Origin of the sequence: Nocardioides turkmenicus, from assembly GCF_011045035.1 — a bacterium.
GTDB classification, from domain to species: Bacteria; Actinomycetota; Actinomycetes; order Propionibacteriales; family Nocardioidaceae; genus Nocardioides; species Nocardioides turkmenicus.
This window is the reverse complement of record NZ_JAALAA010000008.1, coordinates 141,497-156,246: the sequence shown is the minus strand read 5'-3', so window position 1 is coordinate 156,246 and position 14,750 is coordinate 141,497. Positions and strand designations below refer to the sequence as shown.

Below are 14,750 nucleotides of genomic sequence, written 5' to 3'. Positions count from 1 at the left end.
GGTCGGGACGTGTCCGAGACAAGCGCGTACGCCCCGAAATGGGCCGATGCCGGTCAGGTCTCTCTCCCGGAGACGGTGCGGTCGCCGTGGTGGCAGCTCGGGCGCCGGTTGCTGGCCGCTCTGGCGATCCTGGTCGGCACGGTCCTGCTGGTCTATCTCGACCGCGACGCCTACGCCGACAACAACGATCCCACGGGCCAGATCAGCCTGATGGACGCGATCTACTACACCACGGTGACGCTGAGCACGACCGGCTACGGCGACATCGCGCCGGTCGCCGACCACGCCCGGATGGTCAACGCGTTCATCATCACGCCGGCCCGCATCGCGTTCCTGGTGCTGCTGATCGGCACCACCCTCGAGGTCCTCACCAAGCAGGGCCGTGACCTCATCCGAGTCGCTCGCTGGAGGAAGAAGATGTCCCAGCACATCGTCGTCGTGGGCTACGGCACCAAGGGGCGCAGCGCCGTCGAGACGCTGCTCAGCAGCGGTGCCAACCCCGAGGAGTTCGTCGTCGTCGACCCCGACCCGGTGGCGCGCTCCGACGCCCACTCCGACGGGATCGCTGTGGTCACCGGCGACGCGACCCGGCGCGAGGTGCTGATGCGTGCAGGCGTCAAGGACGCCGAGCAGGTCATCATCACCACCAACCGTGACGACTCCAACGTGCTGACCATCTTGACGGTGCGGCAGATCAACCCCGAGGCCTGGATCGTCGCCGCCGCGCGCGAGCGCGAGAACGCCCCGCTGATGAAGCAGTCCGGCGCCGACTCGGTGATCACCTCCGCCGATGCGGTCGGCCGGCTGATGGGTCTGTCCACCATCTCGCCGACCCTGGGGTCCGTCATGGAGGACCTGCTCAACTCCGGCACCGGACTGGAGGTCGCCGAGCGCGACCTGCTGGTCAACGAGGTCGGCCGGCAGCCGCAGCAGCTCGCCGACCAGGTGATCGCGGTCGTACGCGACGAGAAGGTCTTCCGCTACTTCGACCCGGTCGTCGGCACCCTGTCGCGAGGAGACCGGCTGATCGTGGTCCGGGCCGCGAAGGAGGTGCCCTGGGCGCCGCGGCCGGGCACGCACGGCGAGGACACCGCGGACGCGTAGCCGGGGAAGCCCGCCAAAACAGAAGTCAGCCGCTGGCGTCTCGGGTCACCAGCGGCTGACGTGGAAAACATTAACCGACGGTTCGGCGAGCTTCAAAGAGTCGATCTGCAGTTTTCTGAAGATGGCCCAGATGGGCTATGCCCCGTAGTTAGTAGGCAGAGCGTTCGAGTCGGTGGCGCGTGGCGGTTTCGGCGGCGGATGTCGCGCCTGGGAAGATGTACGCATGACCGAGGCGCCCCACAGCCCCGGGTCTGCCGAGGAGCAGCCGGGACTTTCCGAGAACGAGAAGCGACTGCTCGACTTCGAGCGCTCCTGGTGGTCGGCCGGCATCGGTCGCGACGAGGCCGTCCGGGAGCAGCTGGGGATGAGCGCGGCCGACTACCACCGCGCCGTCAACGACCTGATCGACAAGCCCGAGGCGCTGGACTACGACGGCGTCCTGGTGCGCCGGCTGCGGCGCCAGCGCGACGCCCGGCGTACGCAACGCTCGAAGAACCCGCGCCCATAGCTCTCCTGAGCGAGTCTGGATAGCCCGCCCGGATTATTTGCAGTCTTTTGCATTGCAGGTGCTTGCACATGCTTGGATCCGTCGGCTAATGTTCATCTTGTCAGCCGCTGGTGACCCGAGACGCCAGCGGCTGACTTCTATTTTGCCGAGGAGTCAGACGCCTCGGCAGGGCTTGTCAGTCCCGCGCGGTCAGCACGAGCGGGCCTTCCTCGGTGATCGCGACGGTGTGCTCCATGTGGGCGCCACGGGAGCCGTCGGCGCTGCGCAGGGTCCAGCCGTCGGGGTCGGTGAAGATCTCGTCGGTGGTGTGCAGGAACCATGGCTCGATCGCGATGACGAGGCCGGGCTGCAGCTTGAAGCCGCGGCCGGGGCGGCCGTCGTTGGCGATGTGCGGGTCGCCGTGCATGGTGCGGCCGACGCCGTGGCCGCCGAACTGGGTGTTGATCTTGAGGCCCTTCGCGCGCGCCACGCTGGCGATCGCGTGGGAGATGTCGCCGACCTTGTTGCCGACGCGCGCCGCGTCGATGCCGGCCTCGAGCGCCTGCGTGGTGGTCTCGATCAGGTCGAGGTCCTCCTGGCGGGGCGTGCCGACGACGACGGAGAGGGCCGAGTCGGAGACCCAGCCGTCGACGCTGGCCGCGAAGTCGACGCTGAGCAGGTCGCCGTCCTGCAGCTTGTAGTCGAAGGGGAGACCGTGCAGCACGCCGTCGTTGACCGAGGTGCAGAGCACCTTGCCGAACGGCATCGCGCCGAAGCTCGGGTGGTAGTCGATGTAGCACGACTCCGCGCCACGGTCCTTGATCATCTTGTGCGCCAGCTCGTCGAGCTCGAGCAGGTTCACACCCACGGCGGCGTGCTCGCGGAGTGCGGTCAGGACATCGGCCACGAATCGGCCGGCGGGCTTCATCTGCTCGATCTGGGTCGGCGTGCGCAGTTCGATCACAGGCACAGCGTATCCTGAGAACGGTTCTCAGTAGAACTCAGCAGCGTGCATCTCGCAGCGCTGCGGCCTTCGATGTCAGGAAGCGGCGTTCGGCGAGATTGGTGGCGCGCGCCGCGGCCAGATCGTACGCAGCCGCAGCACCGTCCAGGTCGCCCGCGAGCTCCAGCAGGTGAGCGCGCACGGCGGGCACCCGGGGATGGTCCACGAACCCGTTGCCGGCGCAGTCGCGCAGCAGGTCGTCGAGCAGTGCCAGGGCGGGGCCCGGGCCGTCGGCGTACCCGACCGCGACGGCCTTGTTGAGCGTCACGATCGGACCGGGGGCGACCTTCTCCAGCAGCCCGTAGAGCGCGGTGATCTGCAGCCAGTCGGTGTCCTCCGCGGACGGCGCGCGGTTGTGCAGCGCGGCGATGGCGGCCTGGATCTGATAGGGCCCCGGCCGGCCGGTGCCGATGACGGCGTCGACCAGCGCGACTCCCTCGCGGGTGGCCTCGGCCCGCCACAGGCTGCGGTCCTGCTCCGCCAGCGGCACGACCGCGCCGTGCGCGTCGACCCGGGCGGGCCGGCGGGCGTCGAGCAGCAGCATCAGCGCCAGCAGTCCGCCGAGCTCGCCATGGCCGCTCCCCGTCATCCGGGTGAGCGCGGTGCGGGCGAGCCGGGTCAGCCGGATCGCCTCGGCACACAGGTCGACCCGCTGCAGGCGGTCGCCCTCGGTCGCGACGTACCCCTCGTTGAAGAGCAGGTAGAGCACCTTCAGCATCGCCGGGATCCGCGCGGCGAGGTCGGCGGTGCCGTCGATGCCCAGCGAACGGCCCTTGATCGTCGCCTTCGCCCGGGAGATCCGCTGCGCCATCGTCTTCTCCGGGACGAGGTAGGCGTGCGCGATCTCCCGGGTGGTGAGCCCGCCGACCGCCCGCAGGGTCAGTGCCACCGCCGAGGCCGGGGTGAGGCTGGGATGGCAGCAGAGCAGGAGTACGTCCAGGGAGTCGTCGACCGCCGACGTCTCCTGCCCTTCGGGCTCGGCGAGGTGGTCGGCACGCTCGCGGTCAGGTCGGCGTGACTCGCTGCGCTTGGCGTCGACGAGGCGGCGCATCGCGGTAGTGACGAGCCAGCCACGAGGCTCCGCGGGGATGCCGCGCTCCGGCCAGGTGCGTACCGCCTCGATCAACGCCTCCTGGACGGCGTCCTCGGCAGCGTCGAAGTCGCCCGATCGCCGGGTGACGATGGCGACGACCTGCGGCGTGAGGTCACGCAGCAGGTCAGCGGGCAGCGCCTCGGTCACTCGATGCTCGCCTCGCCGAAGGCGATGGTGTCCTCGACCGAGGAGCTGCCGGTGCCGTGGTACATCCGGCGCACCTGGATCGGCTGCTCGATCGGCCGCCCGCCCGGGCCCGGGGCGGCGGAGTAGAGGCCGGCGATCTCCAGCGCGCGCTCCTGAGTCTCGGCGTCGATGATCATGTAGCCGGCGACCCACTCCTTGAACTCCTGGAACGGTCCGTCGGTGACGGTCTTGTCGGCGCCGTCGGAGGTCACCACGAACGCTTGGTCGGGCGGGGTCAGCGCCTCGACGTGCACCAGCTCGCCGGACTCGGTCAGAGCCTTGTTGAGCGCTTCGTAGTAGCTCATGTGGTTCCGCACCTCCTCCGGCTTCCACCCGGCCATCCCACCGGGAGTGTCGTCGGTGCCGCCTTGGTAGTCGAGGATCATCAGGTAGCGAGGCATGTCCTCACCCTTCCACTTCGGACGCTCCTTGCAAGCGCCATTCACGAGGGGAACGGAGCCGGCCGCCGGATAACTACATGCTTCGGCGAATCTTTTCGGCGTAGGTTTCTCGCCGTGCTGAAGGCCTATGACGAACAGCTGCGAACCGATGCCGAGACTCCCGGGGCGGTGTCGGTGACCCGGCACGGACCGCTGCGGCTGATCAACTTCGACGGCGGTCGCGGATTCATCTCCTACCAGGACCTCGGCGGCGCCGATGCGGTCGGGATCGAGGCGCTGGTCGCGGCGGCGGTCGCCCACTTCGAGGCCGACCGGGCCATCGAGGAGGTCGAGTGGAAGACCCGCGGCCACGACGTCGCTCCTGGGCTGCACGAGACTCTGCTCCGGCACGGCTTCGAGCCGGAGGAGCCCGAGTCGATCATGATCGGCGAGGCCCGGCTGCTCGCCGTGGACGTACCGCTGCCGGAGGGGATCACCCTGCGCTCGATCACCACCGAGGAGGACGTACGCGCCGCCGGCATCATGCAGGACGGCGTCTTCGGATCAGCGACGTCCGAAGGACGGTTGGGCGACGTGGTGCGTCGGATCGCGGCAGGGGAGTGCGAGATGTGGGTCGCCGAGGCGGACGGTGAGATCGTCAGCGCCGGCCGGATCGACCCCGTCGCCGGCACCCAGTTCGCCGGGATCTGGGGCGGCGCGACGCTGCCGGAGTGGCGCGGCCAGGGCATCTACCGCGCCCTGACCGCGGCCCGTGCCCGCACCGCGATCGCGCGGGGCAAGCGCTACATCCACAGCGACTCGACCGAGTTCTCCCGGCCGATCCTGGAGCGCTCGGGGCTGGTCAAGGTCGGCACCACCACGCCCTACGTACGCCGCTTCGGCTGACTCGGCCGGTCAGTCGCTCTTCGGGGCCAGCCGGCGGATCGGGTCGCCGGCCAGCCAGGCCGCGATGTCCTCGACGGCGCCGCCGTAGAAGCGGCGGTAGTTGTCCTCGGTGACGTAGCCGAGGTGCGGGGTCGCGACCACGTTCGGAAGATGCCGCAGCACGTCGTCGGCGGGAAGCGGCTCGACGTCGTAGACGTCCAGGCCTGCGCCGGCGATCGTGCCGGAGCCGAGGTGGGCGACCAGCGCCTCGGTGTCGACCAGGCCGGCTCGCGAGGTGTTGACCAGATGGGCCGTCGGCTTCATCGCCGCCATGTCGGCATGCCCGACGATGTGCCGGGTGGACTCGGACAGGACCAGATGGAGCGAGACGATGTCGCTCGTCTCGAACAGGGTGGCCTTGTCGACGGCGCGCACCCCGACGGGCTCGGCGCGCTCGGCGGTCAGGTGGGGGCTCCAGGCGATCACGTCCATCCCGAACGCCTGCCCCACGGCAGCGACCCGGGACCCGATCTTGCCGAGCCCGAGCAGGCCGAGCGTACGGCCGTGGAGGTCGCTCCCGACCGTCCGCTGCCAGGTGTCGCTGGTCGCCTCGGTCAGGAGGTGACGGGTGAGCGCATGGATGAGCGCCCAGGTGAGCTCCACCGGCGGGTGCGGGCTCGACGGGGTGCCGCACACGGTGATGCCCAGCCGTTCTGCTGCGGCCAGGTCGATCGAGGCGTTGCGCATCCCGGTCGTGATCAGCAGCTTCAGCGCCGGCAGCCGTTCCAGCACGGCAGCCGGGAACGGCGTACGCTCCCGCATCGCCACCACGATCTCGGCGCCGTCGAGCGCCCGGACGAGAGCCTCCTGCCCGAGATGCTCGGTCACCGAGGTGACCTCGATGCCGTCGAGGGAGTCCCACGCGGCGTACGTCCTCGCCACGTCCTGGTAGTCGTCGAGAATCACGCAGCGCACGACCGCAACCTATCGGGTGGGTGGTGTTCTGCTGTGGGCAGATCTGCCTGCGGCGGATTCGCTTTCGCCCGGCTCCAGGGTCGGTCAGAGTCGAGGACATGACCCAGACACCCATCAGCGCCGGGCCGCTCGACGAGCAGCTGACCGCGCGGCTCCAGAACCAGCGCATCATCGTGCTCGGCCAGGAGGTGGACGACGCGATCGCCAACCGGATCTGCGCCCAGCTGCTCCTGCTCAGTGCCGAGGACCCTCACCGCGACATCTCCCTCTACATCAACTCGCCCGGCGGCTCGGTGACGGCCGGGATGGCGATCTACGACGTGATGCACCTGATCCCCAACGACGTCTCCACGCTCGGCATGGGGATGGCCGCCAGCATGGGGCAGTTCCTGCTCACCGCGGGCACGCCCGGGAAGCGCTACGTGCTGCCGCACACCGAGGTGCTGCTGCACAAGGGCTCCGCCGGGATCGGCGGGTCGGCGGCCGACATCGAGGTGCAGGCCGCGCGGCTGGCGCGGATGACCCAGCAGATGCTCGAGATCACCGCCGCGCACACCGGCCAGAGCGTCGAGCAGATCGACCAGGACTCGCTGCGGGACCGCTGGTTCACCGCCGAGGAGGCGCGCGACTACGGCTTCGTGGACGAGGTGCTCAGCGACGTGCAGTCGGTGACGCCGGTCCAGCAGCGCAGCGCCGCCTTCGGCCTCGCCGCCGGAGGTGCCCGATGAGCTCCTACACGATCCCCTCCGTCGTCGAGAAGACCCCGCGCGGCGAGCGGGCGCTCGATGTCTACAGTCGGCTGCTCTCCGACCGGATCGTCTATCTCGGTACGCCGATCGACGACGGCGTTGCCAACGTGGTGATCGCGCAGCTCATCCACCTGGAGTCGGACGCACCGGACACCCAGATCGAGCTCTACCTCAACTCGCCGGGCGGCGACCCGACCGCGATGTTCGGCATCTACGACACCATGCAGTTCCTGCGGTCGCCGGTCGCGACCACCTGTGTGGGCCAGGCGGCCGGCTCGGCCGCGGTGCTGCTGGCCGCGGGCGATCCGGGGCGGCGTACGGTCCTCCCGCACGCGCGGGTCGTGCTGCAGCAGCCGGGCCAGGAGGGTCAGCGGGGCGATGTCACCGACCTGCAGGTCGCGGCGAAGGAGATCGGCCGGCTCCGGGCCGAGATGGACACACTCCTGGCGCGCCACACCGGGCGGAGCGTCGAGGAGATCCACGCCGACACCGAGCGCGACCTCGTCCTCGGGGCCGACGGAGCGGTGGCGTACGGGCTGGTGGACTCCGTGCTGGAGAGCCGCAAGCTCACCTCGGTCTGAGGGAAGTCCGGGTCAGGCGGCGAGAGCCATCGGGCCGGTCGGGCGGGCGCTCGCGCGCAGCGTGCGGGTGACCCGCTCCGTCAGGTCGACGAGCCTCAGGCCCAGTGCACCGCCGACCGCCTCGAGCACCTCGGAGCTGGGCTCCTTGCGGCCGCGCTCGATCTCGGAGAGGTATTGCGTCGAGACCCCGGCGTCGCCGGCGACGTCCGCGAGCGTACGCTCCTGGCGGGACCGCTCCTCGCGGATCACCTGGCCCGCGGCCTCACGCCACAGCGGCGCCGGCTTGTCGTCGTCCGGCAGCGGGTGGCCGGGAAACCTGATCACTTCGCCCATGTGAACACAGTAGCGCCGCCTGGGATGGCCGAACCGGCCGTTCGCGCCGGGCGAACACGTCCCTTACCAGGGGTTATATCGGTCGAACGATAGATGATGAGGACTTGCCAGCGAGCCTCGACACTCCGATAGTGGTCGCACAGTTTCGATCTTTGTAGGTCTACTGTGCACGACCAGAGAACTTGTCGAGTCGTTCGTATCACGGGGGAATCGTGTTGCATCGCAAGCAGATCGCCTTGGCTGGAATGGCAACGGGACTGGCCATGACAAGCATCGGCATCGGTGGCCTGATCGTCGGGAACGCCGGAGCCGAGGAGCCGGGGCACAGCTACGCCACGGACGAGTCCGGGGTGAGCATGATCTCGCCGGTCGCGCCGCTGGAGAAGTCGTCCTCGACGCCGACCCAGTCCCGTCCGCCCAGCCAGACGGCCCCGGGGAGCGAGGCTCCCGAGATCGATGAGCCGGTCCCGGCGAGCCCGCGCTCGGTCGAGGAGTCCGCCGGGGGCACGGTGTACCCGACCCCCGCGCGTCCCACCCAGGTGCCCTCGGAGCCGCGGCCGACGGGCGTGCTCAGCGAGACTCCGAGCGATCCCGGTGAGTCGCCGAGCGAGCCGAGCGAGTCGCCCAGCGAGTCGCCGACCGAGAGCCCCAGCGAGCCGAGCGGGTCGCCGAGCGAGCCCACCGAGTCGCCGAGCGACCCGGAGACCGGTGAGCCGGACCCGTCCGGCACGCCCACCGACTGACGCTGGCTCCTGCTCCCCGGTGGCGATGCCCCGGGGAGGGTAACGCTCGACGCATCGCTGCCCTACGCTGTGCGCCACACCAGGCGCGGGGCGGGCACAGGGAGTCGAGTTGCAGAGCAAGCAGGTCGCCGTGGCAGGCATCCTGACCGGAGGGATCATGACCGGTCTCGGGGTGGTCGTCCTTCTCGCCGGTCTGGCGGAGGCCGAGCGGCCCGACCGGGACCCGGTCACCGGCTACGAGGACGTAGGGAACGCGTATCCCGACGTGGACCCGTTGCCGACGTCGCCTGCCTCGGAACGGTCTGAGGAGCCGTCCTCCGAGCGGTCGGCCCACCCCGGCACCGACCATGAGGGTGATCACGAGGGCGAGACATACGCGCCGGGCGAGTCCGTCCCGCCCGAGGCCGATGACCCGCGCGGTCCGACGCTTCCGCGGGAAACGGCGGCCCCTACCGAGACGGGCGGCCCGACGCCCACCTCCGGCCCGACGCGTACGACCGAGCCGGAGCCGACCCCTGAGCCGACGGAGACGGCCGACCCGACCTCCGAGCCGACGCCGACCGAGACGGCGACGCCGACCACGGAGCCCTAGCCCCCGCGGGCCGTCACCAGCCCCGCTCGCGCCACTCGGCGAGGTGTGGGCGCTCGGCGCCGAGCGTCGAGTCGTCGCCGTGGCCGGGATAGAACCAGGTGTCGTCGGGGAGGGTGCCGAAGATGCGCTCCTCGACGTCGTCGAGCAGCTGGGCGAAAACGTACGGGGTCCTGCTGGGTGTTCCCGACGCCGCCGGGGAACAGGCTGTCGCCGGTCCACAGGTGTGGCGTCCCCTCGGGGTCGCGGTAGAGGAGCGCGACCGATCCCGGGGTGTGGCCGCGCAGTGCGATGACCTCGAGGGTGCAGTCGCCGACGGTGACGGTGTCGCCGTTGGAGAGCGGACGAGAGATGGGTACGCCGGTGGCCTCCGTGATCGCGGCCGCGTCGGGCTCGCCGGCCAAGGTGGCGGCGCCGGTCGCCTCGACGACGTCCGCGAGAGCGCGGTGGTGGTCCCAGTGCTGGTGCGTGGTGACGACGGTGGCCAGCTGCCCGCCGACGAGGGGGAGCAGGGTCTCGGGCTCGGCGGCGGCGTCGACGAGGAGCTGCTCTCCGGTGGTCCGGCAGCGCAGCAGATAGCAGTTGTTGGACATCTGCGCGTCGACGGCGACCTTCGTGACGGTCATCCCGCCGAGCTCGCGCACGTCGGCCGGGCCGCCCGGTTTCACGGCGCCTGTATAAGTGGTAGGGGCATCGCTCATGCGTCTATGCAAGCACGTCGGACACGACCAGAAGTAAAATGTCGGTGCTCCGTGAGAGGGTGCCATCTGGGAGTCTTCCCAGCATCGTATGATGCGAACATCTGTTCGACGCGGTAGCGCGATGCGATAGCACTGGACGAGGAAAGAACGTGGCGGAGCAGCAGCTGATCATCCGGGGAGCCCGGGAGCACAACCTGAAGGATGTCTCCCTGGACCTTCCTCGGGACTCGATGATCGTGTTCACCGGCCTGTCGGGAAGCGGCAAGTCGAGCCTGGCGTTCGACACCATCTTCGCGGAGGGCCAGCGTCGCTACGTCGAGTCGCTGTCGGCGTACGCGCGACAGTTCCTGGGCCAGATGGACAAGCCCGACGTCGACTTCATCGAGGGGCTCTCCCCGGCGGTGTCGATCGACCAGAAGTCGACCTCGAAGAACCCGCGCTCGACCGTCGGCACCATCACTGAGGTCTACGACTACCTGCGCCTCCTCTACGCCCGCGCCGGACGGCCACACTGCCCGACCTGTGGAGCCCCGATCGAGCGGCAGACGCCGCAGCAGATCGTCGACCACGTGCTCACCCTGGAGGAGGGGCGCCGGTTCCAGGTGCTCTCGCCCGTGATCCGGGCGCGCAAGGGGGAGTACGTCGAGCTCTTCAGCCAGCTGCAGCAGCAGGGCTACTCCCGCGTGCGGGTGGACGGCGAGACCCACCAGCTCGACGCGCCGCCCAAGCTGGAGAAGCAGAAGAAGCACACCATCGAGGTGGTCATCGACCGGCTCGCGGTCAAGGAGTCCGCCAAGCGGCGGCTGACCGACTCGGTCGAGACCGCGCTGGAGCTGGCCGGCGGCCTGGTCGTCTTCGACTTCGTCGACACCGGGGAGCAGATGAAGTTCTCCGAGCGGATGTCGTGCCCCAACGACCACCTGCTCGACACCGACGAGCTCGAGCCGCGGTCGTTCTCGTTCAACTCGCCCTTCGGTGCCTGCCCGGCCTGCACCGGTCTCGGCACCCGGATGGAGGTCGACCCGGAGCTGGTCGTGCCCAACCCGGGCGCCACGCTGGCCGAGGGCGCGCTGCAGCCCTGGTCGCAGGCCCACGTCGCCGAATACTTCCTCCGGCTCCTGGAGGCGCTCGGCGGTGAGCTCGGCTTCGACCTCGACACGCCGTGGAACGAGATCCCGGCCGCCGGCCAGAAGGCGATCCTCGACGGTCACGGGCGCAAGGTGCACGTGGTCTCGGTCAACCGCTACGGCCGCCGCCGTTCCTACGACGCGGAGTTCGAGGGCGTACGCCGCTGGGTCGAGCGCCGCCACAAGGAAGCCGAGTCCGACACGACCCGGGAGCGCTTCGAGGGCTACATGCGCCAGGTGCCGTGCCCGACCTGCAAGGGCACCCGCCTCAAGCCCGTCTCGACCTCGGTGACGCTGGGGGAGCGGAGCGAGGGCGGCCTCAACATCGCCGAGCTGTGCGCGCTGCCGATCAACGAGGCGGCCGAGTGGCTCGAGCGGGTCGAGCTCACCGGCCGGGAGCGGCAGATCGCCGAGCAGGTGCTCAAGGAGATCCAGGCGCGGCTGCGGTTCCTGCTCGACGTCGGTCTCGACTACCTCTCCCTGGAGCGGCCCTCGGGCTCGCTCTCCGGTGGCGAGGCCCAGCGGATCCGGCTGGCCACCCAGATCGGGTCCGGTCTGGTCGGCGTCCTCTACGTCCTGGACGAGCCGTCCATCGGCCTGCACCAGCGCGACAACCACCGGCTGATCGAGACCCTGGAGCGGCTCAAGCGGCTGGGCAACACACTCATCGTCGTCGAGCACGACGAGGACACGATCAAGGTCGCCGACTGGGTCGTCGACATCGGCCCCGGCGCCGGTGAGCACGGCGGTCAGGTGATCCACTCCGGCACCGTCAAGGAGCTGCTCGCCAACGAGCACTCCGTGACCGGCCAGTATCTGGCCGGCCGTCGCGAGATCGCCGTCCCGGCCGTGCGCCGCCCGCGCACCGCTGGGCGTGAGCTGACCGTCCACGGGGCCCGGGAGAACAACCTCAAGGACATCGACGTCACCTTCCCGCTGGGACTCTTCCTCGCGGTCACCGGCGTCTCCGGCTCGGGCAAGTCGACGCTCGTCAACGACATCCTCTACACCGCGCTGGCCAAGGAGTTCTACCGCGCGCGCACCGTTCCGGGCCGGCACACCAAGATCTCCGGTCTGGACAACGTCGACAAGGTGATCCACGTCGACCAGTCCCCGATCGGGCGTACGCCGCGGTCCAACCCGGCCACCTACACCGGCGTCTTCGACCACATCCGCAAGCTCTTCGCCTCCACCCCGGAGGCCAAGATGCGGGGCTATCTGCAGGGCCGGTTCTCGTTCAACGTCAAGGGCGGCCGCTGCGAGGCCTGCTCGGGCGACGGCACGATCAAGATCGAGATGAACTTCCTGCCGGACGTCTATGTGCCGTGCGAGGTCTGCCACGGGGCGCGCTACAACCGCGAGACGCTCGAGGTGCACTACAAGGGCAAGTCGATCGCCGAGGTGCTCGACATGCCGATCGAGGAGGCGGTCGAGTTCTTCGCGGCTGTCCCCGCGATCGCGCGTCACATGAAGACCCTGGTCGAGGTCGGCCTGGGCTACGTCCGCCTCGGTCAGCCGGCGACCACCCTGTCCGGTGGTGAGGCGCAGCGCGTCAAGCTCTCCGCCGAGCTGCAGAAGCGCTCGACGGGCAAGACGCTCTACGTCCTCGACGAGCCGACCACCGGCCTCCACTTCGAGGACATCCGCAAGCTCATCGGGGTGCTCTCCTCGCTGGTCGACAAGGGCAACACGGTGCTGGTGATCGAGCACAACCTCGACGTCATCAAGACCGCCGACTGGATCATCGACATGGGACCGGAGGGCGGCAACCGCGGCGGCACCGTGATCGCCGAGGGCACCCCCGAGACCGTGGCCGCGACCCCCGGCAGCCACACCGGCAGCTTCCTCGCCCCGCTGCTCGACGGCAAGGCCGCCGAGCAGCCGCCGGCCAAGCCGGTGAAGGCGAAGGCCGCCCCGGCCAAGAAGGCAGCGGCCAAGAAGTCGGCGGCGCGGAAGAAGGTCAACGCCTCCTGACTCCGGGCTCGAGATTTCCCCGACGGCTTTCCGCTCGGCGAGCGACGTCGCCCGTCGGCGCGCCTATTCTGGACGACATGAGTGAATCTCGAATCACCCGGCGAGGAGTCGTCGGCGGCACCGCGGCCACCGTGGTCGGCGTCCCACTCCTCGTCGCATGCGGCGGCAGCGAGTCCGGTGGCTCCGGGAACGGCGACTCCGGGAACGGTGGCTCCGGGTCCACGCAGGACGGCCCGCTCGTCGCGACGAGCGAGGTCCCGGTCGGTGGCGGTGTGGTCATCGCCGACCGCAACCTGGTCGCGACCCAGCCGACCGAGGGCACCTTCAAGGTCTTCTCCGCGATCTGCACCCACCGGAGCTGCCCGGTCACCAAGGTCGCCGGCGGCACCATCGACTGCCCCTGCCACGGCAGCCGGTTCTCGATCGAGGACGGCTCGGTGACGCAGGGCCCCGCGACGAGTCCACTCGAGGAGGTGGCCTTCGAGGTCACCGACGGCGAGATCGTCCCCAGCTGAGGTTCGGTAGCCCTCAGATCCGTGCGAGCGCCTGTGCCCGCCACAGCTCGTCGCGCGGCGAGCGCCGGCGGTCGAGGCGGGCGTCGAGCAGCACCCGGGCCTCGTCCCAGCGGTCGGCACGCAGCAGAGCGGCGATACGAGCCTCCTCGATGATCTCCCGCTGGGCGTCCGAGCCGCCGAGACGGCGGATCGACGGCGCGAGCACGGCGAGCCGATCGGCGGCGGCGGAGTTCTCGTCGCGAGCCATCAGGCCCAGCGCCTCGGCGAGTGGGGAGACGACGGTGGCCATGGTCGGGTGTACGTGACCCGCGGCCCACGAGCGCAGCTCGTCGAGCGCGCCGGCATTGCCGGTGGCGAGATGGGTGACGGCGGTGTGCATGGCCAGGAACGGCGTGGCCGGGCGGATCATCGTCTCGCGGCCGGTCACGCGCACGACCTCGGCGATGTCGGGAACGTCGTGCGCGCCCGGCGTGAGCGCCCAGCGGAAGAGGAGGGAGCCGGAGTCGACCAGCGCCCGGCAGCCCAGCGCGCGGCCGGGCTGGAGCTGGGTCTCGTAGCGGCGGCGCACGGCCTCCAGGTCGCCGAGCGAGAGCTCGTGGAGCGCGGCGTGCCAGGAGAAGTGGGAGAGCGAGTCGATCTCGGCGCCATCGCCGAGCACCCACGACGACATCCAGGCGAGGCCCGCCTCGTGGTCGCCGGTCTCGTAGTGGGCGTGCGCACGGGCGTGGGCGGAGTGGCCGGCGCCGGGCTCGACAGCCAGCGACGCGCAGGAGAGCGACATCGCGTCGTCGAAGCGGCGCTGCTCCTGGCGTACGAACGCGAGCAGGCCGGCGAACCACCAGTCGTCGCCATAGGCGGGGGCCGCGCGCTCGACGATCGCCCACGCCTCCTCGGGCACCTCGGTGGCCCCGGCGAAGGCGATGGTCGGCACCGCCGTCGACAGGAGCAGTGCGTCGCGTGGGAACGCTGCGAGATGGTCGATCAGCGGTCGCGGGTTGCCACCGATGTGGGCCTCGATGGCGTGCACGTGGCTGCGCTCCCGCTCGGTCGCCCTGCGCGCGTGGAGCCGGGCCTGCTGGAGCCGCGCAGCGACGTCCACGGGCGCGCACATCTCGTGTCCGAGCAGGGCGAGCGCGGCGTGACCGAGGGCGAAGGTCGGGTCGAGGACGATCGCGGCCCCGAACGAGGACAGGGCGCCGTCACGCAGGCGGAGCACGTCGAGCAGCCCCTGGGAGTAGGCCAGGGCGGCTTCGTCACTGGTGGTCAGCGCGTATCCGTAGCGGTCACGACAAGGCACATAACCATACTAGACCACTAGACTTTAA

The 14,750-nt window shown here is 70.1% G+C and carries 16 protein-coding genes; 8 read left to right on the top strand and 8 right to left on the bottom strand.

Translation table 11 applies throughout. The annotated features are described in order from the left end of the window. Positions 1-9: 9 nt before the first annotated feature. The gene (locus G5C66_RS11420) at positions 10-1,104 is read left to right on the top strand and encodes an NAD-binding protein (RefSeq protein WP_165111081.1); all 1,095 of its coding nucleotides are present in this window, start codon (positions 10-12) and stop codon (positions 1,102-1,104) included. A gap of 223 nt (positions 1,105-1,327) precedes the next feature. Beyond that, a complete protein-coding gene (locus tag G5C66_RS11415) occupies positions 1,328-1,612 on the top strand; it encodes a DUF3263 domain-containing protein (protein WP_165111080.1) in 285 nt (94 codons plus the stop codon). Between the two features lie 175 nt (positions 1,613-1,787). Here the strand turns inward: G5C66_RS11415 and map are convergent, their stop codons facing one another. Genes map through G5C66_RS11400 form a run of 3 tightly spaced genes read right to left on the bottom strand, consistent with a single transcriptional unit; the run spans position 1,788 to position 4,274 of the window. Beyond that, entirely contained in the window at positions 1,788-2,555 is a 768-nt protein-coding gene (gene map, locus G5C66_RS11410; protein WP_165111170.1) for a type I methionyl aminopeptidase, read from the bottom strand. Positions 2,556-2,592: 37 nt separating this feature from the next. Continuing rightward, entirely contained in the window at positions 2,593-3,834 is a 1,242-nt protein-coding gene (locus G5C66_RS11405) for an RNA polymerase sigma factor (RefSeq protein ID WP_338144144.1), read from the bottom strand. Further along, positions 3,831-4,274: a YciI family protein gene (locus tag G5C66_RS11400; RefSeq protein ID WP_165111079.1), complete on the bottom strand. Its 444-nt coding sequence runs from the start codon at positions 4,272-4,274 to the stop codon at positions 3,831-3,833. The genes G5C66_RS11405 and G5C66_RS11400 overlap by 4 nt, the downstream gene beginning before the upstream one ends. A 114-nt stretch (positions 4,275-4,388) precedes the next feature. Between G5C66_RS11400 and G5C66_RS11395 the strand changes: the two genes are divergently transcribed. Continuing rightward, the gene (locus tag G5C66_RS11395; RefSeq protein ID WP_165111078.1) at positions 4,389-5,159 is read left to right on the top strand and encodes a GNAT family N-acetyltransferase; all 771 of its coding nucleotides are present in this window, start codon (positions 4,389-4,391) and stop codon (positions 5,157-5,159) included. Between the two features lie 9 nt (positions 5,160-5,168). Here the strand turns inward: G5C66_RS11395 and G5C66_RS11390 are convergent, their stop codons facing one another. Then, positions 5,169-6,113, bottom strand: a complete 945-nt coding sequence (locus tag G5C66_RS11390; protein WP_165111077.1) for an NAD(P)-dependent oxidoreductase — start codon at positions 6,111-6,113, stop codon at positions 5,169-5,171. A 98-nt stretch (positions 6,114-6,211) separates the two neighbouring features. Between G5C66_RS11390 and G5C66_RS11385 the strand changes: the two genes are divergently transcribed. Together G5C66_RS11385 and G5C66_RS11380 are read left to right on the top strand one after the other, a co-directional pair. Further along, positions 6,212-6,841: a ClpP family protease gene (locus G5C66_RS11385; protein WP_165111076.1), complete on the top strand. Its 630-nt coding sequence runs from the start codon at positions 6,212-6,214 to the stop codon at positions 6,839-6,841. Further along, a complete protein-coding gene (locus G5C66_RS11380; protein ID WP_165111075.1) occupies positions 6,838-7,443 on the top strand; it encodes a ClpP family protease in 606 nt (201 codons plus the stop codon). The genes G5C66_RS11385 and G5C66_RS11380 overlap by 4 nt, the downstream gene beginning before the upstream one ends. 12 nt (positions 7,444-7,455) lie before the next feature. Here G5C66_RS11380 and G5C66_RS11375 read toward each other — a convergent pair whose 3' ends face one another. Together G5C66_RS11375 and G5C66_RS11370 are read right to left on the bottom strand one after the other, a co-directional pair. Further along, entirely contained in the window at positions 7,456-7,776 is a 321-nt protein-coding gene (locus tag G5C66_RS11375; RefSeq protein ID WP_165111074.1) for a helix-turn-helix domain-containing protein, read from the bottom strand. 328 nt (positions 7,777-8,104) lie between these two features. Beyond that, positions 8,105-8,512 carry a hypothetical protein gene (locus G5C66_RS11370; RefSeq protein WP_165111073.1) on the bottom strand — a complete coding sequence of 136 codons (408 nt, stop codon included), beginning with the start codon at positions 8,510-8,512 and terminating at the stop codon, positions 8,105-8,107. A gap of 137 nt (positions 8,513-8,649) precedes the next feature. On the opposite strand from G5C66_RS11370, the gene G5C66_RS11365 reads away from it, so the two are divergent. Continuing rightward, complete coding sequence (locus G5C66_RS11365; RefSeq protein ID WP_165111072.1) at positions 8,650-9,111, top strand: hypothetical protein; 462 nt, start codon at positions 8,650-8,652, stop codon at positions 9,109-9,111. On the opposite strand, the gene G5C66_RS11360 is transcribed toward G5C66_RS11365, so the two are convergent. After that, positions 9,108-9,809, bottom strand: a complete 702-nt coding sequence (locus G5C66_RS11360) for an MBL fold metallo-hydrolase (protein ID WP_478354317.1) — start codon at positions 9,807-9,809, stop codon at positions 9,108-9,110. The genes G5C66_RS11365 and G5C66_RS11360 overlap by 4 nt on opposite strands. A 149-nt stretch (positions 9,810-9,958) precedes the next feature. On the opposite strand from G5C66_RS11360, the gene uvrA reads away from it, so the two are divergent. After that, entirely contained in the window at positions 9,959-12,910 is a 2,952-nt protein-coding gene (gene uvrA / locus G5C66_RS11355) for an excinuclease ABC subunit UvrA (RefSeq protein WP_165111071.1), read from the top strand. A gap of 77 nt (positions 12,911-12,987) precedes the next feature. Next, positions 12,988-13,425 (top strand): Rieske (2Fe-2S) protein, encoded by a 438-nt coding sequence (locus G5C66_RS11350; RefSeq protein WP_165111070.1) that lies wholly within the window; start codon positions 12,988-12,990, stop codon positions 13,423-13,425. A 13-nt stretch (positions 13,426-13,438) separates the two neighbouring features. Here the strand turns inward: G5C66_RS11350 and G5C66_RS11345 are convergent, their stop codons facing one another. Next, entirely contained in the window at positions 13,439-14,722 is a 1,284-nt protein-coding gene (locus G5C66_RS11345) for a tetratricopeptide repeat protein (RefSeq protein ID WP_165111069.1), read from the bottom strand. Positions 14,723-14,750: the final 28 nt, after the last annotated feature.

Excerpts from the sequence above, each read along its gene's own strand:
- G5C66_RS11415 (WP_165111080.1), top strand. The coding sequence starts at position 1,328 with ATGACCGAGGCGCCCCACAGCCCCGGGTCTGCCGAGGAGCAGCCGGGA.
- G5C66_RS11400 (WP_165111079.1), bottom strand. The coding sequence starts at position 4,274 with ATGCCTCGCTACCTGATGATCCTCGACTACCAAGGCGGCACCGACGAC.
- G5C66_RS11385 (WP_165111076.1), top strand. The coding sequence starts at position 6,212 with ATGACCCAGACACCCATCAGCGCCGGGCCGCTCGACGAGCAGCTGACC.
- G5C66_RS11380 (WP_165111075.1), top strand. The coding sequence starts at position 6,838 with ATGAGCTCCTACACGATCCCCTCCGTCGTCGAGAAGACCCCGCGCGGC.
- G5C66_RS11375 (WP_165111074.1), bottom strand. The coding sequence starts at position 7,776 with ATGGGCGAAGTGATCAGGTTTCCCGGCCACCCGCTGCCGGACGACGAC.
- G5C66_RS11360 (WP_478354317.1), bottom strand. The coding sequence starts at position 9,809 with ATGAGCGATGCCCCTACCACTTATACAGGCGCCGTGAAACCGGGCGGC.
- G5C66_RS11350 (WP_165111070.1), top strand. The coding sequence starts at position 12,988 with ATGAGTGAATCTCGAATCACCCGGCGAGGAGTCGTCGGCGGCACCGCG.